The following is a 19,386-nucleotide window of genomic DNA, read 5'->3' on the forward strand; positions in this document are numbered from 1 at the left end:
CCCTGCCCAGTCGAGACGCAAGCGTTCCGCCTGGTGTAGGTTCGGGGAATGTCCAACACGCCCGCGCCCCGGCCCGCGACCCCCGGCCCCTCCGAGCAGCCCGCGCGCCGGACGCCCGGCGGGCCGGTGCTCCAGGACTCCGTGACCGAGGCGATCGCCGCCGCCTTCTTCGAGGAACTGGCAGACGTCGGCTACGCCCGGCTCTCCCTGGAGGCGGTCGCCAAGCGGGCCGGGGCGGGCAAGGCCGCCATCTACCGCCGCTGGCCGTCGAAGCTCGACATGACCGTCGCCCTGATCCGGGCCGTGGCCGTGGACGCCTCCGAGATCGAGGACACCGGCACCCTGCGCGGCGACGTCCTGGCCTTCCTCACCGAGATCGACGGGGCGCTGCGCCACCGGCTCCCGTCGAAGATCATCCCCGATCTGCTCGCCGAAAGCGGTCGCAACCCCGAGCTGGCGCAGGTGCTGATGACCGCCGTCCGCGACACCCGCCGCGGCAAGGCCACCGGCCTGCTGGAACGGGCGGTCGACCGCGGCGAACTCCCCGCCGATGTGGACCGCGAGCTCGCACTCGACTTCCTCGCCGGCCCGCTGTACTGGCGCCTCGCGGTCGTCCGTACGGCGACCGCCCCGGACTACCTCGACCGCCTCACCGACAAGCTCCTCGCCGCCTTCGCCGCCTGACGGTCGAGGCCGGCGCGGCGTCGCCGGCCGAGACTGCGTCGCCGGCCGAGACTGCGTCGCCCCGGGACCTGAAGGCGTGTTCGGCGTGCTCCGGCCCGCACCCGCTGGTGCGGGCCGGAGCCGGCGGACTCCTCGGTCGCCGACGGGTTCGTACGGCGGCGTATGGCGGCGTACGGCGGCGCCCCCTCGCGGTGGAGGGGGCGGCGCCGTACGGGTGCGCTCAGATCTTGACGGTGAGCCAGGCGCCGAGGCCGCTGCAGCCGCGGGCGTCGTAGGTGGTGCTGCGGTAGCCCGCCGGGATCGGCGAGTACGGGCAGGTCCAGATGCCGTTGCGGACCTGCTCGTGGAACCAGGCGCCGACGCCGCTGCAGCCCTTGACGTCGTAGTTCGTCAGCACGTAGCCGGAGACGATGGGCGAGCCGGAGCAGGTCCACAGCCGGTTCTGGGCGGGCTGCTGGTACCACGAGCCGTGGTTGTTGCAGCCGCCGGCGTTGTACATGGTGATGACGTAGCCGGCCGGGACGGGCGCCCCGGAGCAGCTCCAGCCGCCGGCCGCGGAGGCCGTGCCGGCGGCCGTCGTGCCGGTGAGCGCGGCCGCGAGGACGGCGACCGTGGCGGCGGCCCGTCCCGTACGGGTCATCAGCTTGCGGAGGATCCTGGTCACGGCGACACCGTTCCGATCGGTCGTCTCCCCACCGTGGGCACGGCGCGGGAGGGCGTAACAACGGGGATGCGCCGCACCCTAGTGGCGGTGATCAGGCCGCTGATAGATCCTCATCGGTGGATTTTTGTACCTGACCGAAAACGATCGATCGCATTCCGGTGGGCCCGGCCGCTACGGGCAGGTCTCGCCGAACTTCACAGCCGTCACACTGACCGGCTGACCGGCGAGGGCAGCGCCCGGAGCCGGATCCTGGCCGCACACCTGCCAGTTCGACTGCACCAGGACGGCGCGGTTCTTCGGGCCGGCGTCCTTGGCGCTGAGGGACGTGTTGCCCGGCAGCGAATCCCGCACCACCGAGACGGCCTTGCCCTTGAAGTCGGGCATGGTGGATCCGGCCTTGGCGGGCCCGTTGGCGCCCTGGTCCTGGGTGGGGCAGTTCTCCTCCAGCTTCACCGCCCCCATGTCGATCCTCGTACCGGTGGGGTGGCTGCCCGGGGCCGGGTTCTGCGTGCAGACCTTCCAGTTGCGGTCCAGGATCTGGTTGCGGTCGCGACCGAGCGCGTCGTGACTGGTCAGGAGGAAGAACCCGGCGCCCTGCGCGGTGTCCTGGGCGGACTGCAGCCCCATGCCGACGAAGTTCGGGAGCACGGCCGTTCCGGCGGCGGCCGCAGGCGCGCCCGTTGCGGGTGCGGGGGCTGAGGGGGCTGCATCGGCTGTGGGCGCAGCTGCGGGTGCGGCCTGCGAGGGGGCGCCGGCTGCCGACGGGCCCGACGTGGCGCCGGAGCCGCTCCCGGTGGAGTCCTTCGGGTCGCAGGCGGAGAGGCCGAGAGCGGCCGTGATGGCCAGCAGGGCGGTGACGGTACGACGCATGGTCCCCCCATGACGTGACAGTTGTGGCAGGGGAACCGTAGCGATCGGTTCCGGGGGATACCGGTCCCGTGGTCAAGTCGTGATGCAGCCGTGAACAATCATGTCCACGAAGCACTGGCGTCGGAGGCGGTGGACGTGCCGGCGGTGGATGTGCCGGCGGTGACGGAAAGCGCGTTGTGTCCGCGCGGGCCGAACGTCTAGTGTCACGCCCGACGGCGTGTAGCTCAGCAGGAGAGCACCGGGCTTGAGACCCGGAGGGCGCAGGGGCGGAACCTGCCACGTCGGCTTATGGACGACGACGCTGATCAGCAGCACTCCACCGGGGCCGGGCTGTCCGTGCAGTACCCGCAGCACCAGTTGGCCTGGGCGCTGCTCACCGCGCTGACCCACTCCGACGGAGAGACCCGCCGCCGTGCCGCGGCCCGCGCCGACCGCTGGCGCGCCGTGCTCGCCGGTGCCGCCGCCGGAACGTCGGCAATCGGCTCGCGCACCCCGCTCCCCGGGCTGCCCGCCTGGGTGACGCCCGAGGTCGTCCGCGGCGGCTTCGCCACCTCCGCCGCGAGCGCGGAGGGGCCGCTCCAGCCGTACGAGCGCGAGGCCGCGGCCCTCGCCGGGGTGTCGGCCGACCGCCGGGCCGTCTTCGCCCACTGCCTCACCGAGCCCGGCCTGGCGCGGCTGTACGAGCTGCTCGACAGCGGCCGCTACGAGGTCGCGGTGCCCGAGGAGGCGGCGCTGCTGACGGTCGCCTGGCTGGTCCGGGCCGGGGACACGGCCGCCGCGCTCGAACTCGTCGACACCCTCGAACCGTTCGCCGCCCGGCTGCGCTTCACACCCCGGCCCTCCGCGCTGCCCGCACCGGACCCCGAGGCGGTGCACCGGCACACCGTCGGCGACGCCGTCGACTCCCTCGTCGGCCGCCGGCCGAACGCCGCCGTGGAGGCGCAGCGCGAGGCCCTCGCCGTCTGGCAGCCCTTCGGCGACCGGCTGCTCGCCCACTGGCTGGAGGCCGCGGACCCGGAGGCCACCGGCGTGGAGACCGTCGACCCGGGGGCCGTCGACCCGGAGGCCGTCGAGCCGAAGACCACTGGCGACACCGGACGGATACCGGCGGGCGTACCCGACGGCCCCTGGCGGGAGCGCGGCGCGCTGCTGCTGCGCCAGTACGGGGAACTCGCCGCGGCCCACACCCGCTGCACCAAGCACCGCGACCCGAAGGCGAACCTCGGCATCCTGCGCGCCGCCCTGGAGGAGGCCGTCGCCGGCCGGCCGCTGGACGCCCGCCGGCTGGGACTGCTGCGGCACGCGGTGGACTCCATGGTGCGCCGCCGCGGCCGGCCGGGATCGGCCGCGCACACCGAACTGCGCGCCCGCCAGGCCGTCCAGGCGGCGCGGCCCTCGTACCACGACCTCGCCCAGCTCGTGCTGCGCCGGCTCGCCGTACAGCCCCAGGAGACGGGCGCCGCCGAGGTCGGACCGCTGGTCGCCGACGTCACCGCCGCCGAGGCGGCGGAGACCGGACTGCCCGCGGGCACCCCGGTCCCCGCGCCGGTCCGCCACCTCGTGGAAGCCACCCTGAGCGCCCCGATCGGCACCCTGGTGGAGCGCGGCGTCGTGCCCTCGGCCGAAGTCCTGGCCGAACTCGTCCCGCAACTCGTCGCCGCCACCGGCGTCGAGGCCTGTCCGGACGCGGCGCTGCGCACCCTCGCCGCCGCGAACTACCGGGCGTTCCGCAACCGCCGCTCGCTGCTCCTGTTGAACCTCGCCGCACAGGTGCGGGTCGACGAACTGCCCTGGGTACGGGCGGTGGCGGCGCACCGCTCCGACGAGGACGGCCGCGGGCCCGCGCTCGCCGCCCTGCGCCGGCTCGGCGAACTGGCCGTCCAGGCGTTCCCCGGCACGCTGCTGCCCAACGCGCTCGTCCGCGAACTCGCGGTGCTCGCCCGCCAGTCGGGGCTCGACGCGCCGCTGGTGGAGGAGTTGGCGGCGGACATCTTCGTCGGCAGGTTCACCCCGAAGTTCCTCGCGGCGGCGGGCGTCGCCGCGGAACTGCTCGGCGGCACGCTGTACGAGCGCTACTACGGCATCGACTACGCGGCGCTGCGCGGGCTCGCGACGGCGGACGCGACGGCGGACGCGGGGACGGACGCGGGGACGGCGCGGTTCGCCGAGCTGTGCACGGGGCGCGCCGGGCGGGGCCCGGGCCGGTCGGTCGCCGCCAACGGCAAGGTTGTCGAGCAGGCCCAGATCCTCACCACCCACAACCTCGCCGTCCTGGTGGCCCGCGTCGGCATCCGTCCGAGCCCCGGCTGGGACGACCTCGCCCGCCGCGCCTTCACGACCGTCTGCCGCCGGACGGCCCGCGTCCACGGCAACCCGCGCGCGCTCGCCGCCATCAAGGACGCGGCGTACGCGTGGCGGCAGATGGTCTTCCACCTCTCGCTGTGCGCACCGGAGGAGCGGGCCCGGACCATCGCCGGCCTGGACGCGGAGGCCGCCCGCCACCCCGCGCACGTCGCCGCCCGCCTCGCCCCGGCCCTGACCGGCCTGCGCCTGGCCGCCGCCGGGGGCTCGCCGGACGAGGGGGCGGGCCGGGTGCTCCTCGGCTGGACGACGGGCCCGCACTGGCTGCGCGCCGACCCCCGCCTGCCCGACCCCCGCCTGCCCGCCCCCCGCCCGCCCGTCGGCCACCTGCCGCCGTCCGCCGCCGTCCTCCCATGAGGTCGGGGGCGGACGACCGCCCGTCGGAGCGGGGTTGTGGCACGGCCGTTCGTATCCGCCCCCTATGATCCCGGCCCGGGGGGAAGTGCGCCGAGCTGGTACGACACAGCCGTGTCCGCTCCCTTCGGCGACGCACGCCCGCGCCGCCGATTCGACGACCGGGAGACGAAGACTCGGTGATACTCACTCAACGCCCGCGCCGCGGGCTGCTGGCCGGCGCCTCGGCGCTCGCGCTGGCGCTGCTGCCCGGGGGCCTCGCCCCCGCCACGGCCGGCGCCACCACGGCAGGCGCCGCACCGGCCGTCGCCGCCACGGCCGGTGACGGGTCCGGGCCGACGCCGGTGGACCTCGACACCACGCGCGCCTTCGCGGACACCTTCCGGCTGGACCCGTCCCAGGACACCGACCCGATGTACGGGCTGAACGTCGGGATCGACGCCCGGCAGTCGCCGCCGGCCGGGCAGCACGGGATCTCCTACACCCGGGTCTCCGGCCGCTGGGACACCTCGGTCGCGCCCGACCAGTGGTTCGTCCAGACCAGCCACCCGGACCACCCGAACAAGCTGCTGTTCGCCAAGGGCGTCTCCGCGGTCATGCTGGGCGCGCCGGCCGTCGCGGACGGCACCGGCCACTACACCGTCTCGACGGTGATCGACCCGGTCGTCGGCGACACCACTGGCAAGGACTGGGGCTCGATCGTGCTGAGCCGCAGCCACCGCGGCAACGGCTACGTCACCGGCGGCGACGTCGACCTCGGCCTGACCGTCGACTCGCGCGGCGACCTCGCCCTCTTCCACGGCGGGGGCGGCGAGACGCCCTTCTGGACCGGTTCGGTGGCACCCACGGCGCAGTACGCCGTCTCGCTCACCGTCTCCACCGGCGCCGACCGCGCCGTCACCCTGACGGTGAACGGCACCCCGTTCACCGTCTCCGCGCCGGCCGGGGTGACCCGCTGGCCGGGCAGCGAGTTCCTCTACCTCGGCGCCTACCTCTCCGACCCGAACCGCGTCACCACCTTCGGCGACGGCGCCGGCCGCGGCCTGAACGTCAGCCGGATCGACACCAGCGCCACCCGCAGCGCCAAGCCGCTCGTCGACACCTTCGACGGCGCGCCCAACGCCACCGCCGACTTCGGGCTCAACCAGGACCTCGGCGCCCGCCAGCCGAGCCTGATCTCCGCCGACTACACCGCCGTCTCCGGGGTCAAGGGCCTGGCGCTCGACCCGCCGGCGGGCTCGGTGCAGGTCAACAGCCCGGCCCAGCCGAACGTGCTGTCGTTCCCCAAGGGCACCTCGGCGGTGCGCCTGAACAAGCCGGCCACCTCGGACGTCCGGAGCGGCGCCTACACGGTGCACGCCGTCCTGACCCCGGTCGTCGGCGCCACCACCGGCCAGGACTGGGCCTCCCTCGCCGTCAGCAACGCCTCGGGCGGCACGGGCGCCGTGGACGCCGAGGACGTCGCGCTCGGCCTGCGCGTCCAGGCCGACGGCGGGCTGACGCTCTTCCAGGGCGGCACGCCGACCGCCCTGACCGCCGTCCCGGCGGCGGGCGCCTACGAGGTGTCGGTCGCGCTGGCGACCGGCGACAAGCAGCAGGCGACCGTGCGGGTCAACGGCGCCACGGTCTTCTCCGGCCGCACCGCCGCCCAACTGCCCCGCGACGGCTACGTCTCGCTCGGCGCCCACCACTCGGCGGCCGGCCGGGTCACCACGGTGGACGACCTGCGGGTCTCCACGCTGGGCGGGCTCGGCTACTACGGGTACTTCGACATCCGGGACCCGAACGAGCCGAACTACGGCGCCAACCACGCGCCGGAGGTGGCGCAGTGGACCAACTTCAACAACTACCTGCGCGACCAGGACCCCCGCCTGGAGTTCCTGGACCAGTGCCGGCCGGCCTCCTGCGTGATCGACCTCAACCAGGAGACGGTGATCCCGCGCGCGCCGGGTGACTGGCAGGTCACCCCGAACCCGAACGCCGCGCAGAACCTGCTCGATCTGGTGCGGCGCATCGGACCGAACATCGACAAGATCGCCGCCATCGACGTGAGCGACGAGCCCTACTCCCACGGCCTGAACGAGGACCAGGTCAAGACGCAGGCCCAGCAGATCAGGGCCGCGTTCCCGGGCAAGACGCTGATCATGAGCCTCGACCGGTGGAACGCCGAGCAGACCGCGCCGATCCCGCCCGAGGTCGACATCGTCGGCTTCGACTACTACTGCGTGGGCCGCGGCGAGATCCAGTGGCGGCTGGCGAACCTGAAGACCTTCCTCTCCTCGCCCGACCAGCACCTGATGCTCTTCCCGGAGTCCACCAACGAGTACCGCGTCGCCGACGGCTGCTACTCCGGCAAGACCGACGCGGACATCGCGGCGTACAACGCCGAGTACCGCGCGATCGCCGCGCAGGACCCCCGGGTCGTCTACCTGCAGAACTTCCGCTGGCTCGGCCCGGACCAGCCGACCAAGGTGCCGCTGACCGTCGCGGCCCAGCAGCGGATCGGCAGCGCCGTGGTCAACGCCACGCCCACGCCGGCACCCGCCTCGGTGGGCGTGTACCGGCCGTCGGACGCCGGCTTCGCCGAGGCCGCCCACAACGGCTGGTACACCGGCCGGACCGGGTTCGGCGGCGGTGGCGACGCCGTCCCGCTGACCGGCCACTGGAACGGTCCCGGCACCGACACCATCGGCGTCTACCACCCCGGCACCTCGACCTTCCAGCTGTCGAACGACAACGCCACCGTGGCCGCCACCTTCCCGTTCGGGGTCCCCGGTGACATCCCGCTGGTCGGCGACTGGAGCGGACAGGGACGGACCACGGTCGGCGTCTACCGGCCCAGCGACCAGTACTTCTACCTGTCCGACGACAACTCCACCATCACCTACCGGATCAAGCTGGGCAACGAGGGCTGGAAGCCGCTGGTCGGCGACTGGGACGGCAACGGCACCACCACCGTCGCCGTCTACGACCCGCAGACCCAGACCTTCTACCTGAACGACTCCAACCGGACGGAGCACCCGCGCCCGGGCGTAAGGTTCGGCAACCCCGGCGACATCCCGATCAAGGGCGACTGGGACGGCACCGGCAAGGAGACCATCGGCGTCTACCGGCCCGGCGACCAGAGCTTCTACGGGGCCGCCGAGAACTCTGACCTGGTGATCTACAGCAAGAAGTTCGGCAACCCGGGCGACGTCCCGCTGGTGGGCAACTGGGGCTGACGCCCCCGCCCCGCCCGCGCGTCCGACAGGGCGCCCTCCCGACCGCCCCACGGCGACCGGGAGGGCGCCCTCGCGCCGTCCGCGGGGCGCGGGTCAGCAGTGCCCCTCGCCGACGAACGATGACACGCGCGCATTTCGGTGGACCGTCGGGCTGCTCGCGCAGCGGTCAGGGAGAATCGGATAGCGTGGCGCCATGGGCGCGCTGAGCAGGCGAGAACTCGCCGCGCTGGTCGATGAGGCGACGGTCGACACGTATGACGAGCACGAGCAGGTGTCGGGTCTGTTCGCCGCCATCGAGGAGAACCTGTCGTTGCCGTTCAGCACCCTGGTGCTGGGCGTCGAGGTGACCGTTCGCAAGGTCGACCTCGCGCGGGACGGAAGGATCGTCGCCCTGTGCACCCGCGGAGGGTTCCGGCAGACGATCGGGCTCCTGGACCTTCCCCTGCCGGACCCTGCGCCGGGCGGCGCGGAGTGGGTCGCGGCCTATCGCTACTACTGGGCGCAGTGAGTGTCCGGAACCTTCAAGACCGAGAGGGCCCGCATGACTGTCGTTGTACCGAGCGTGGACGAGGAGTCGTTGAGCGGCCTGATCGAGCGAAGTTCCGAACTGAAGGGCGAACTCGTCGCCTTCGCCCAGGGATCGCGCTTCGACCGGTGGTTGACACCTCTCCTCCTGGAGGCAGCAGGCCCTGGGCGGCGGCTGGACGAGGGTGCGGCGATCCGGATCATCGACAACTTCATCCTCCGGTACCGCCTGCCGGACGGTTCGACCGTGGTGGATCGATTCGTCGAGGGGCGAAGGGACTTGACCGACGCCGACCGGGCGATGCTGCTCGGCTGGCGTGACCCGGTCGAGGGCGTCTTCGAGGTCCGGCGCAAGGACGGGGATGCCGTCGTCCTGCTGAACCTGATTGACGACCTGGAGTACCGCACGTACTCGAACGTCGGGCGGGCGGCTTTCCGCGGAGTGTCCAAGGGAGGATTCCTCCTCGTCTGCCTGGTGCCCGTCCACCCGGCCGACGGGGCGTGGCTGATCTCCGGTGCGATGTCGTACTACCCGAAGTCCAGTGCCACCGAGATCGCCCAAGCCGCAGTCCAGTTGGCCGCCAACCACCCCGAACTGGTCTTCCGTAACCCCGAGAAGATCGAACAGGGATGGCACCGGCTGCGGGAGGACCGAGCCGCCTTCATCGAGTTCTGCGGCGGCGACGAACTGGTCCTCACCCCTGCCGAGGCCGAACGCCGGGTCAACGCCTACTACCGGAACCGGCAGGAGGCCGCCGTCGCCGAACACCCGGGCCGGGCCCGAGGCGGGCGGCTGCCGGGCCTCGATCTGCCGGCCTTCGAACTGCCCCGGGAACTCGCGGACTCGGACACCATCGGCGTCATCCACGACGAGGTCGACGGGCTCAACTTCTACGCCGACTACGGGATGCTGCGCGACCTCTTCGCCGACCCGGCTCTCGCGGGCCGCAGGCGGTATCAGGAGGTGCTACGCGCTTACCTGCGCGAGGAGTCGATCGCGCCACTGCCGATCCGTCGCTTGGCCGCCGCTCACCCGGAGACGGTCGACGCGGTGTTCCGGAAGCTGCTGCGCAAGCCCGGCTTCACCTGGAGCGAGCACGGAGAGGCCCTGCTGCGCCGGCGCAAGCCTTGGTACTACGCACAAGAGCCCCGCCCCGGCGTCTCCGTGATCGGCGAGCGCCTCAGCGAGCTCGCCGCCGGCACCGGACGGCGGAAGTCCACCAGGGCACGGCGCGTACCGCACCGGCACGACCACTGACCGAGCTGTTCGCCTCAGCTGCGTTCTGCGCCTCGACGCCGGCCGGTTCCGAGGATCGGGAGCCGGGCCGGTGTCCGGAATACCGGGGAGGCGGTGAACCGCGGGGCGCCGGTCAGCCGTGCCCCTCGCCGAGCATGATCCGCGCGATCAGCTCCCGGCGGCTGCCCACGCCGGTCTTGGTGAACACCGACTTCAGGTGGTCCTGCACCGTGTACGGCGTCATCGCGAGCAGCCGGGACACGTCCCGGGTGTCGCCGCCGCGCACCAGCAGCAGTGCCACCTCCTGCTCACGGGCGGTCAGCCCGAACGCGGCCAGGTGGAGCGGCATCACCTCGGCCGGTGAGGCGGGCGAGGCCACCACCGTCACCGCGTTCGCCGCCCCGTCGCTCCCGCGCAGGGCGGAACCGTGCAGCAGGTACCAACGGTCGTCCCGGGTCCGCACCCGTACGGGCATCTGCGGTGCGGGCAGCCCGTGCGCCACCCGGCGGGCCTGCTCGGCGGCCATCGCCACGCTGGTCGGGACGGCGAGCGAGGACGGCGTCGGGTCGGCCAGCCGGGCGAGCAGTTCCTCGGCCGGCCCGGACAGGGCCTGCAGCCGGTTGTGCCGGTCGAGCACCAGTACGGCCGGCCCGGGATCCGCCTCCACCGGCGCCCCGGCCGGCACGTGACACTGCCTCAGCGCTTGGCCCAGATGGCGGGCGGCCGCATCGGCGAGCTTCCGCTGGCCCTCCAGGTACGGGCCGCGGTCCGGGGCCCGCAGGAACGCCGCGCACCCCCACATGCCGCCCGCCGCGTCGAACACCGCCCGCAGCTCGTCCCCGAACCCGGCGGGCGCCACCTGCTCCCGGAACCGCACGCTCTCCCGCAGGAGTCCGTGCGTCGCCCGGCTCAGCGTCTCGGCCTGCACCCCGCTGCGCCGGATCTTGGGAAAGGTCGCGACGTCGTCCGCCCACACCTCGAGGCGTACGGCGTGCTCGAACTCGTCGAGGGTGAGGTCCTCGCTCTGCACCGAGTTCACCAGCCCGGTGGCGGGGTCCGCGGTGTGCCAGCACACCGCGTCGAACTCCAGCGCCGGGCGCAGCAGTTCATCCGCCCGCCGGAAGACTTCCGGCGCCGTCAGCCCCGCCCCCGCGAGTTCTCGTATCCCCTCGACCGCCGCCCGACCCGCCACCCCACGCCGCCCCATCCGGCGAAGCTAACACGCACCCGGCCCCCGCCCCCACGCCCCGAACGGCGGGGGTGCGTCTCCTCCTAGCGGCGGCCCGGCGGTCCCGTCCGGTCACTTGACCAGGCGGGACCAGTCGGCCGGTTGGGCGGGGTCGAGCTGGCGGAGCTGGTCGAGGACCTTCGGGTCCTGGGCGTCGAGCCAGTCGGCGACCTGGCGGAAGGAGACGCAGCGGACGCCCTCGCGCTTGCAGACGTTCTTCATCACGTCCTCGATGGCCTGCATGTAGATGCCGCCGTTCCAGGACTCGAAGTGGTTGCCGATGAAGAGCGGGGCGCGGCTGCCGTTGTAGACGCGTTCGAAGCCGGCCAGGTAGCTCTCGCGGGTCTCCTTCTCCCAGGTGTCGTACTTCTTGGGGTCGCCGTTGGTGGTGTTCCCGGACTGGTTGGCCAGGAAGTTGAAGTCCATCGAGAGGCTCTGGGTCGACCTGCCGGGGTAGGGGAGCATCTGCAGCGGGAAGTTCCAGATGCCCTCCTTCTTCACCGGCCAGACCTGGAACTCGCCCGGGGAGCTGGCGTCGTAGCGGAAGCCCGCGGCCTTCTCGGCCGGCAGCAGGTTCTTCTGGCCCTCCAGGCAGGGGGCGCGGCCGCCGACCAGTTCCTTGGTGTAGTCGAAGGGGAGCGGCGGGACGTCCTTGAAGCCGGTGTTGGTCTTCCAGTTGGTGACGAAGGAGACGGCCTGGTCGAGCTCGCTCTTCCACTCCTCGGTGCTCCACTCGCCGCCGCCCTTGGCGTTGCAGAAGTGCCCGTTGAAGTGGGTGCCGATCTCGTTGCCGTCCTGCCAGGCGAGGCGCAGCTGTTCCAGGGTGTCCTTGATGTGGGGGTCGGTGGCGTAGTCGATGGAGGCGTCGCCGGGCTTGTGCTGCGGTGGCTTGTAGAGCGTGCTCTTGGACTTGGGGAGGGTGTAGAGGCCGCTCAGGAAGAAGGTCATCCGGGCGTTGTTCTCGACGCCGAGTTTGCGGAAGCGGGAGAACATGCGATCGTCGCCCTCCAGCGCGCCGTCCCAGGAGAAGACGACGAACTGCGGCGGCTTCTCGCCGGGCTTGAGCTTCTCGGGCGTGGGCTGCTTGGGCTGCGGGCCGGTGTAGGAGGTGGAGCCGTCGCCGAGCACCTTGACCTGGCCGTCCCAGGTGGGGGTGGGCGTGGGGGCGGGCGGTGGCGGGGCGGGGGTGTCGGTCGTGGCACTCGGGGCCGGGGTGGACGGCGTGGTGCCGGTGGCGGCCGTGGGTCTGCCCTGCGTGTCGGAGCATCCCGTCGCCAGGGCGGAGGCCCCGAGGACCCCCATCGCCAGCAGGATGGCCGAGCCGCGAGCAGTCCGCACCGGACCCCATTTCTCTGATCTTCGATCAGGCGGTGTTCAGAAGACGATCGATGGAAGTGATCATCAGAACACTTTTGATCGACCTCTGTCGAGGCGGAGCCGGTGTAACGGTGGCGGAGGAGAGGTGGTCGATCAACTTCCTTGTGTCACAGGGCGGATGACGTTGATCCGGCGTTCCCGACGAAGGGCGCTCGGCTCAGACGTGGCAGCGCACGTTGACCAGCAGGGTGTCCCCGGGTAGGTCGGTGAGGTAGGTGAGGACGCCGTGGCGCGTGCCGACGACGTCCGGCTCATGGGTGCACGTGGCGCGGCCGTGGCAGGCGCCGTGCAGGGGCTCCTCGTTCTCGTCGTCGTCCCACCACCACCCGCCGAGGGTGAGCACGTTGCGCGGGAACAGCAGGCTGAACGCGTAGGCATCGCCGAACTCCTCACGGCTGCGCTCGCCGATGGAGTGCGGGTCCCGGGCGAAGGCGAAGTGGTCGCCGAGGTCGAGCCGTTCGAGGCCCGGGGCGACCTCGTCGATCCAGGCCCGGACGGCCGGCTGCCGCTGGAAGGCGGCGGCCTCCGGTGAACCCTCGTACCCCACGCGGGTCCCGCCGACGACGAGGTGGCGCCGGTGGAACACGGACTCGTCGTGCGCGGCCGGGTGGCCGGCGGCCACCTCCTGCCAGCGGTCCCAGACCAGGCCGGCGTGCTCCGCGGCCTCCACGCGCAGCCGTTCGCGGAAGTCGATCAGCTCGCGCGGTCCGCCCGCGCACAGGCCGGGTGCGGCATCGTCCGGGGTCCCGTCGTGGAAGGGGCGACCGGCGATCAGGCGCGGATCGTCCTCGTGACCGGCCAGGACGGGCAGGCCCGCGCCGGCGGTGATCCGACAGCTGTCCCACACGTCCTTCTCCGGGGCGCCCACGCCGTCCGACGCGAACGGCTTCATCGCCTCCGCGACCGCCTCGTCCACCCTGGTCGCGTCCGTGCCGGGCAGACACACGGTGATCCTCATTCCGGTCATCCCGGAAGGCTAGGGCGAGGTGAGGGGGGCTGCTCGTGAGTTTCGGCCCCGCCGCCCCTCGGCGGGCGTCCGGGCCGCCGGGCCGGTGCGGGGAGCCGGGCTCCCCGCAGTGCGGACGCGGGAACCGGGATGCGGGCCGCGGGTCGGCTACGCGCCCGGGGTCTCGTCCGGGTGGAGGGCGTCGAGGACGAGGGCGAGGCCGAAGGCGAACTCGTCGGCGTAGTCGTAGCCGGGTTTGAGGACGTGTTCGGTGGCCAGCTCGGCCAGGTGGGGGTAGGCGCCGGAGGGCATCCCGCTCAGGATGGCCCCCGCGACCTCGGCCGGCTCCGCCCCGCCCTTGAACGGCAGGCCGACCTCCTGGAGCACGAAGCCGTACAGGTAGCTGTCGATCAGCGAGACCGCGTGTGCGGTCATCGGCACGGAGAATCCGCCGGTGCGCAGCGCGCCGATGACGGCGTCGTGGTGGCGCAGCGTCGCCGGGCCGGGCCTGGTGCGGGAGTCCATGAGGCCGATCGCCCACGGGTGGCGCAGGAGGGCGGCACGCGCGGAGATCGCGCGCCGACGCATGGCGCTCTTCCAGTCGGTGTCGTGCGGTGGGAGCTCGATCTCGCCGAACACCGCGTCCACCATGCCGTCGAGGATGTCCTCCCGGCCTGCCACATGGTGGTAGAGCGACATCGCCTCGACCCCCAGCGGCCCGGCGACGGCCCGCATGGTGAGCGCGGCGGACCCCTTCTCGTCCGCCACCTCCACCGCCGCCCGGATCACGCGCTCACGACTCAGCGGCGCGCGGGCCGGTGTCCCGCGCCGACCCTTGCCTCCCTCGGGCATGCGGCCCCTCCTCCAGCTCCATTGACTGCCTTACGGTGTAAGGCTAACGTACCTTACAACGTAAGGTCGCCTGTCCGCGAAGGGGCTGCGCCATGGGCAAGGATCACGTGGAGAAGGTCTGCATCATCGGGGCTTCGGGGAAGCTGGGGCAGTACATGGTCGGACACGCGCTGGAACGCGGCTACGAGGTGGTCGGCGTCTGCCGGGAGCGCAGCGTGCCGAAGCTGGCCGCGTTCGAAGGGCGGATCACCGTCGTCCCCGGGGCGACGAACGACCCGGAGGTGATCCGCCGGGCGGTCGCCGGGTGCGACGGGGTGCTGACGGTGCTGGTGCCCTGGGGCGTGCGGCAGTACGCGTCGGGTACGGCGCAGGCGGTCCTCGACCACGCCCGGCCGGGCGCGCGCCTGGTGTTCTCCTGCGGCTGGCACATCACCCGCGACGGCAAGGACCGGTACTCGCGGATGTTCACCCTGGGCCTGCGGATCGCCACCGTGCTGGGCAGGCTCGTCCGCGCGGTCGAGATCGACGACCAGGTGGAGGCGTGCCGACGGGTGTTCGCCAGTGACACCCGGTGGACGGTGGTGCGCGGCAGCGACCTGGAGGAGGGGCCGAGCCAGGGCCTGCCGGTATGGGGCCGGCACGTGGGCGATCCGGTGCTGGCGAGCAATCTGACGCGCCGGGTGGACTTCGCGCTGTTCATGGTGGAGGCGCTGACCACGGACGCTCTCGTCCGGGAGGCCCCGGCGATCGTCGGCCGCCTGGCCCCCAGTGCGCTCGCCCACGCCGGCGGCAGGTGACCGGCGCTCCGCGGCCCGGACGAGCCGATCGCCGCGGAGCGCCGAAGCCGGTGACGGTGCGGCACATCGGCCGCCGGTCGGTCCCCGTACCCCGAACGAACCCCCGAGCCGTGCGGCGCGGGGGTTCGTGGCGTCGGGGGGCATTGACACGGGCCTCCTGCGGTTGAATGCTAAGCAAGCGCTTAGTCAATGATCCGCTTCCCCGAGGAGCCGCCCGATGGCCGAGACCCCCGTCGACCCGCCAGGCCTGGACCTGGCCCGCCTCCGGGCCCACCTGGACCGCGAGCTGCCCGGCGTCCTCCAGGGCCAGGGCCGGGGCGAGGGCCAGGACCGGGGGCCGCTGCGGGCCGACCTCATCGAAGGGGGCCGCTCGAACCTCACGTACGTGCTGAGCGACGGCTCCTCCCGCGCGGTCCTCCGGCGCCCGCCGCTCGGGCACGTCCTCGCCACCGCGCACGACATGGGCCGCGAGTACCGGGTGATGACCGCACTGCACGGAACCGGGGTCCCCGTCCCCCGCACCCTGCTGCTCGACCCGGACACCGACACCCTCGGCGCCCCCTGGTACCTGATGGAGTACGTCCCCGGCACCGCCCACCGGGACGCCGCCCCGCTCGCCGCCCTCGGCGCACAGCGGGTGCACGCGCTCGGGCGCAGGCTGGTCGACACCCTCGCCACCCTGCACGGGATCGACCCCGCCGCCGTCGGCCTCGCCGACCTCGGCCGCCCGGAGGGCTACCTGGAGCGCCAGCTGCGCCGCTGGTCGAAGCAGTTGGAAGCCTCCCGCAGCCGCGACCTGCCCGACCTCGACCGCCTGCGCGCCGGGCTCGCCGAGCGGCTGCCGGTCTCGCCCGCGCCCGCGCTGGTGCACGGCGACTACCGGCTCGACAACGTCCTGGTCGACGCGGACGACACCATCGCCGCCGTCCTGGACTGGGAGATGTCCACCCTCGGCGACCCGCTCACCGACGTCGGCCTGCTGGTGATGTACACCGAACTCGCCGGCGTCGGCGGCGGCATCATCCCCTCCGCCATGACCGCCCCCGGCTTCCCGAAGCCCGACGAGATCGTCTCCTCCTACGCCGACGCGACCGGCCGCCGGGCGGAGGACCTCGACTGGTACGTCGCCTTCGCCTCGTTCAAGCTCGCCGCCGTCGCCGAGGGCATCCACTTCCGCTTCCGGCAGGGCCGCACCCTGGGCGCCGGCTTCGAGCGCGCCGGCGAGATGGCCCCGATCCTCGCCCGGTACGGCCTGAGCACCCTCAAGGAGAGCTGAGAACCCGATGGACTTCGCCTACGACGCCCGGACGAACGAGCTCCGCGAGCAGCTGCTCGCCTTCATGGACGAGCACGTGTACCCCGCCGAGCCCGTCCTCGCCGCCCAGCTCGCCGCCCGACTCGCCGATCCGGCCCAGCTCGCCGACCCGGCCCGACTCGCCGACCCGGCCCGCGACCGGTGGGCCGTCCCCCCGGTCGTCGCCGACCTCCAGGCCGAGGCCCGCAAGCAGGGGCTCTGGAATCTCTTCTTTGTGGACAAGCACAGCCTCCCCGGCGGGCTCGGCGCCGGCCTGACCAACCTCCAGTACGCCCCGCTCGCCGAAATCACCGGCCGCAGCATCCAGTTGGCCCCGCCCGCGCTCAACTGCGCGGCGCCCGACACCGGCAACATGGAACTGCTCGCCCAGTTCGGCAGCGCCGAGCAGCGCGAGCGCTGGCTGCGCCCGCTGCTGGACGGCGAGATCCGCTCGGCCTTCGCGATGACCGAGCCCGAGGTGGCCTCCTCGGACGCCACCAACATCGCCACCCGGATCGAGCGGGACGGCGAGGAGTACGTCGTCAACGGCCGCAAGTGGTACATCACCGGGGCGATGAACCCCGACTGCCGGATCCTCATCGTGATGGGCAAGACCGACCCGGCCGCCGAACCCCACCGGCAGCAGAGCATGGTGCTCGTCCCGCGCGACACCCCGGGCGTGACCGTGCGGCGCGGCATGACGGTCTTCGGGTACGACGACGCCGATCACGGCGGCCACGCCGAGGTGCTCTTCGAGGACGTCCGCGTCCCGGTGGAGAACCTGATCGGCGAGGAGGGTACGGGCTTCGCCATCGCCCAGGCCCGGCTCGGCCCCGGCCGCATCCATCACTGCATGCGCGCCATCGGCATCGCCGAGCGGGCGCTGGAACTGATGTGCCGCCGGGCCGAGGAGCGGGTGGCGTTCGGGAAGCCGCTGGCCGAGCAGGGCGTGGTGCAGGACTGGATCGCCGAGTCCCGGGTGCGGATCGAGCAGTTGCGGCTGCTGGTGCTGAAGACCGCCTGGCTGATGGACACCGTCGGCAACCGCGGTGCGCACACCGAGATCCAGGCGATCAAGATCGCCACCCCGCGCACCGTCGAGTGGATCCTCGACAAGGCCGTCCAGGCCCACGGCGCCGCCGGCGTCAGCCAGGACACCCCGCTCGCCCAGCTCTGGGCCGGCAACCGCACCCTGCGGCTGGCCGACGGCCCCGACGAGGTGCACAAGCGCTCGCTGGCCCGGAGGGAACTGCGCAAGTACCGGCGCTGACCCGTAGGGGTGTCATACCCGGGTATTCAGGGACGTGTTGGCCCTCTGGTATGACGGCCGCGGCCCGTTCCCGACCGTAGTGTCCTGCGTGTTCGATCGATCGGAGCGCGGAGGACATGATGGGCATTCCGGGACGGGCCGTGGCGGCGGTGGTGCTGGCGGCGGCAACGGCGGTGGGCACGATCGGTACGGCCGTGGGAGCGGTCGCGCCGGGGGACGCGAGCCCCGGGCGGCAGGCCCGGGCCTGGCTGCCCGAGCCCAGCGGGCCGTACCCGATCGGGACCACCGCGCTGCACCTCACCGACACCGGACGGGAGGACCCCTGGCACCCCGGGCAGCGGCGCGAGCTGATGATCAGCCTCTGGTACCCGACCTCCCACCCGGCCTCCGGCGACGAGCGGGCCCCGTACATGGAGCCCGCCGCCGGCCGGCACTTCGACGGCCCGGACGGCGTCGGCCTGCTCAACTACGGCACCGAGCCCGGCCGCACCGACTGGTCGGCCATCCGCACCCACGCGCGCAAGGACGCCCCGGCACTGCCCGGCGGCCCGCGCCCGGTCGTGCTGTACTCGCCCGGCCTCGGCGACCCGCGCACCTGGGGGACGGCGCTGGTCGAGGACCTCGCCTCGCGCGGCTACGTGGTGGTCACCGTCGACCACACCTACGAGGCCTCCGAAGTCGCCTTCCCCGGCGGCGACCTGGCCACCTCGGTGCTCCCCGGCATGCTCGGTCGGCCGGGCCTGGACATCGGCGCGGTGCTGCGCAAGGCGATGGACACCCGGGTCGCCGACACCCGCTTCGTCCTGGACCGGCTCGCCGGCCTGGGCGGGCGGCCGGGCCTGCCCGCCGGGGTGGCCGGGGCCCTCGATCTCGACCGGATCGGCATGGTCGGCCAGTCGGCGGGCGGCTTCACCGCGCTCCAGGCCATGCACGACGACCCGCGGATCGCGGCCGGGATCAACATGGACGGGCAGATGCACTTCCCCGGCCCCGACGGCCACACCGGCGTCCTCCTGCCCAGCGTCGCCGAGGACGGTCTGAACCGGCCGTTCCTGCTGATGGGCACCGGCGGCGAGGACTCCGGCGGCTACCGCGACCAGCCCGGCTGGAACGCCCTGTGGCAGCACAGCACCGGCTGGCACGCCGACGTCACCCTCACCGGCTCCCGCCACGGCTCGTACACCGACGCCCAGCCGCTGCTGCCGCAGCTCGCCCGCCAGGGCGTGCTCAGCGCCGAGCAGCTGCGCAAGGACGTCGGCGACATCCGCCCCGGCCGTGCCGAACTCGCCACCCGCTCCTACGTGGCGTCCTTCTTCGACCGCTGGCTGCGCGGCCAGGACGACCACCTGCTGGACGGGCCCTCGGCCCGCTTCCCCGAGGTGGCGTACGAGCGGTAGCGGGCCGGGGGAGCGGGCGGAGTTCCCGCGCCGCCCCCCTTCCGGACGGGCCGAGGGGAAAGGCCCACGCGGCGCCGAATTGCCGTCAGGGAGCCTCGCCGCACGGCCGCTCGCGGATTTCGAAGCGGCATTTCCCGTCGTATTCAGTGAATGGCTACGCGCGTTGATCCCCTTTCATCAATGTTGCTTGACCTGCTTGGACGCGCTTCTTAATCGTTCCTTACCCAACGCCGTTGACCGGTGTTCATCAGCTCTGCTTTCCTTCTTGCCACGCAGGCGGCAAAAGCCGACGGACAGTCAATTCCGGGT

15 protein-coding genes and 1 tRNA gene are annotated in these 19,386 nt (G+C 73.0%); 10 read left to right on the forward strand and 6 right to left on the reverse strand.

Features of this window, described 5'->3' with window-relative positions; genetic code table 11:
- The first annotated feature begins 48 nt into the window (after window positions 1-48).
- Window positions 49-684: a TetR-like C-terminal domain-containing protein gene (locus ACFVVA_RS09045; protein ID WP_387687260.1), complete on the forward strand. Its 636-nt coding sequence runs from the start codon at window positions 49-51 to the stop codon at window positions 682-684.
- Between the two features lie 220 nt (window positions 685-904).
- Here the strand turns inward: ACFVVA_RS09045 and ACFVVA_RS09050 are convergent, their stop codons facing one another.
- Both ACFVVA_RS09050 and ACFVVA_RS09055 read right to left on the reverse strand, forming a co-directional pair.
- The gene (locus ACFVVA_RS09050; RefSeq protein ID WP_359909300.1) at window positions 905-1,348 is read right to left on the reverse strand and encodes a hypothetical protein; all 444 of its coding nucleotides are present in this window, start codon (window positions 1,346-1,348) and stop codon (window positions 905-907) included.
- Window positions 1,349-1,519: 171 nt separating this feature from the next.
- Window positions 1,520-2,218 (reverse strand): hypothetical protein, encoded by a 699-nt coding sequence (locus ACFVVA_RS09055; RefSeq protein WP_387687263.1) that lies wholly within the window; start codon window positions 2,216-2,218, stop codon window positions 1,520-1,522.
- Between the two features lie 213 nt (window positions 2,219-2,431).
- On the opposite strand from ACFVVA_RS09055, the gene ACFVVA_RS09060 reads away from it, so the two are divergent.
- The 5 genes from ACFVVA_RS09060 to ACFVVA_RS09080 all read left to right on the forward strand — a co-directional run bounded on the left by ACFVVA_RS09060 (window position 2,432) and on the right by ACFVVA_RS09080 (window position 9,937).
- A tRNA-Ser gene (locus tag ACFVVA_RS09060) sits at window positions 2,432-2,503 on the forward strand.
- Window positions 2,504-2,506: 3 nt separating this feature from the next.
- Entirely contained in the window at window positions 2,507-4,936 is a 2,430-nt protein-coding gene (locus tag ACFVVA_RS09065) for a hypothetical protein (RefSeq protein ID WP_387687266.1), read from the forward strand.
- 176 nt (window positions 4,937-5,112) lie between these two features.
- Window positions 5,113-8,154 carry a hypothetical protein gene (locus ACFVVA_RS09070; RefSeq protein ID WP_387687268.1) on the forward strand — a complete coding sequence of 1,014 codons (3,042 nt, stop codon included), beginning with the start codon at window positions 5,113-5,115 and terminating at the stop codon, window positions 8,152-8,154.
- A gap of 193 nt (window positions 8,155-8,347) precedes the next feature.
- Window positions 8,348-8,662 (forward strand): hypothetical protein, encoded by a 315-nt coding sequence (locus tag ACFVVA_RS09075; protein ID WP_387687271.1) that lies wholly within the window; start codon window positions 8,348-8,350, stop codon window positions 8,660-8,662.
- 33 nt (window positions 8,663-8,695) lie between these two features.
- Entirely contained in the window at window positions 8,696-9,937 is a 1,242-nt protein-coding gene (locus ACFVVA_RS09080) for a hypothetical protein (RefSeq protein WP_387687273.1), read from the forward strand.
- 112 nt (window positions 9,938-10,049) lie between these two features.
- Here ACFVVA_RS09080 and ACFVVA_RS09085 read toward each other — a convergent pair whose 3' ends face one another.
- The 4 genes from ACFVVA_RS09085 to ACFVVA_RS09100 form a co-directional block, all read right to left on the reverse strand.
- Complete coding sequence (locus ACFVVA_RS09085; RefSeq protein WP_387687275.1) at window positions 10,050-11,123, reverse strand: helix-turn-helix transcriptional regulator; 1,074 nt, start codon at window positions 11,121-11,123, stop codon at window positions 10,050-10,052.
- A 93-nt stretch (window positions 11,124-11,216) separates the two neighbouring features.
- Window positions 11,217-12,482 carry a hypothetical protein gene (locus tag ACFVVA_RS09090; RefSeq protein WP_387687278.1) on the reverse strand — a complete coding sequence of 422 codons (1,266 nt, stop codon included), beginning with the start codon at window positions 12,480-12,482 and terminating at the stop codon, window positions 11,217-11,219.
- A gap of 196 nt (window positions 12,483-12,678) precedes the next feature.
- The gene (locus ACFVVA_RS09095; RefSeq protein ID WP_387687281.1) at window positions 12,679-13,488 is read right to left on the reverse strand and encodes a hypothetical protein; all 810 of its coding nucleotides are present in this window, start codon (window positions 13,486-13,488) and stop codon (window positions 12,679-12,681) included.
- A 147-nt stretch (window positions 13,489-13,635) separates the two neighbouring features.
- Entirely contained in the window at window positions 13,636-14,319 is a 684-nt protein-coding gene (locus ACFVVA_RS09100) for a TetR/AcrR family transcriptional regulator (RefSeq protein WP_387687283.1), read from the reverse strand.
- Window positions 14,320-14,411: 92 nt separating this feature from the next.
- Here ACFVVA_RS09100 and ACFVVA_RS09105 point away from each other — a divergent pair, with 92 nt between their 5' ends.
- The 4 genes from ACFVVA_RS09105 (at window position 14,412) to ACFVVA_RS09120 (ending at window position 19,077) form a co-directional block, all read left to right on the forward strand.
- The gene (locus ACFVVA_RS09105; RefSeq protein ID WP_387687285.1) at window positions 14,412-15,116 is read left to right on the forward strand and encodes an NAD(P)-dependent oxidoreductase; all 705 of its coding nucleotides are present in this window, start codon (window positions 14,412-14,414) and stop codon (window positions 15,114-15,116) included.
- A 217-nt stretch (window positions 15,117-15,333) separates the two neighbouring features.
- Window positions 15,334-16,392: a phosphotransferase family protein gene (locus ACFVVA_RS09110; RefSeq protein WP_387687288.1), complete on the forward strand. Its 1,059-nt coding sequence runs from the start codon at window positions 15,334-15,336 to the stop codon at window positions 16,390-16,392.
- Between the two features lie 7 nt (window positions 16,393-16,399).
- Complete coding sequence (locus tag ACFVVA_RS09115) at window positions 16,400-17,680, forward strand: acyl-CoA dehydrogenase family protein (RefSeq protein ID WP_387687290.1); 1,281 nt, start codon at window positions 16,400-16,402, stop codon at window positions 17,678-17,680.
- 116 nt (window positions 17,681-17,796) lie between these two features.
- On the forward strand, window positions 17,797-19,077 hold the full coding sequence (locus ACFVVA_RS09120) for an alpha/beta hydrolase family protein (RefSeq protein WP_387687293.1): 1,281 nt from the start codon (window positions 17,797-17,799) through the stop codon (window positions 19,075-19,077).
- The last annotated feature ends 309 nt before the right edge of the window (window positions 19,078-19,386 follow it).

It is taken from the genome of Kitasatospora sp. NPDC058048 (assembly GCF_042885555.1).
In the GTDB taxonomy this organism is placed as follows: Bacteria; Actinomycetota; Actinomycetes; order Streptomycetales; family Streptomycetaceae; genus Kitasatospora; species Kitasatospora lactacystinica.